At 69.4% G+C, this 683-nt stretch carries 1 protein-coding gene; it reads right to left on the bottom strand.

What is annotated here, in order from left to right; translation table 11 throughout:
* Positions 1-683 (bottom strand): aminotransferase class I/II-fold pyridoxal phosphate-dependent enzyme (locus VQ02_RS34455; RefSeq protein ID WP_048448786.1); only part of this gene is annotated, 683 nt, incomplete at both ends.

A 683-nucleotide genomic window follows, 5' to 3' on the forward strand; every position in this document is an offset into this window, starting at 1 on the left:
CGGCAAGGTAGGTGTGTTCCGGAATCAGGCTGGCAATCGGTGCCACCTGCGGTTCGAGCGGGCCATAGACGTCGTCCTCGATCAGGACGCAGCCGCGCTTCCTGATGATATCGGCGACCGCCTTGCGCCGCGCCGCGCTCATTGTCGCCGTGGTCGGGTTCTGCTGCGTCGGCACCAGATAGACTACCTTCGGCTTGTGCTTGCGGCAGGCCTCGGCGAGCGCGGCCGGCCGGGCGCCACCGGGGTCCATCGCAACGCCGACCAGGCGGACGTCGAGCCGCGCCGCCGCGGCCTTGATGCCGGGGAATGTCAGCGCTTCCGTCAGCACCACGTCGCCGGGCGATGTCAGCGCCAGCAGCGCGTTGAAGATGATCGCCTGCGAACCCGGATAGATCACGATGCGGCCGGCCGATGCATTCGGCACGCGCGGCGCGAGCCACGCCGCGCCGACCTCGCGCTCGTCCGCGGTGCCGCCGGGCCGGGTATAGCCGAGATAGGCTGAAAATCCGGCCTCGGAGCGGATGGTCGCAAGTCCCTGTGCGATACGCAGGTCGAGATTCGCTTCCACCGGCTGCGGCGGCAAATTCATCGACAGGTCGATGTTGACCGGAGCGGGCAGGTCGGAGGCCGCGCGCGCCGGGGTCTCCGAGACAAAGGTGCCCTGGCCGACGCGGGCGTCGAGC

The organism is Methylobacterium variabile, assembly GCF_001043975.1.
Taxonomy (GTDB): Bacteria; Pseudomonadota; Alphaproteobacteria; order Rhizobiales; family Beijerinckiaceae; genus Methylobacterium; species Methylobacterium variabile.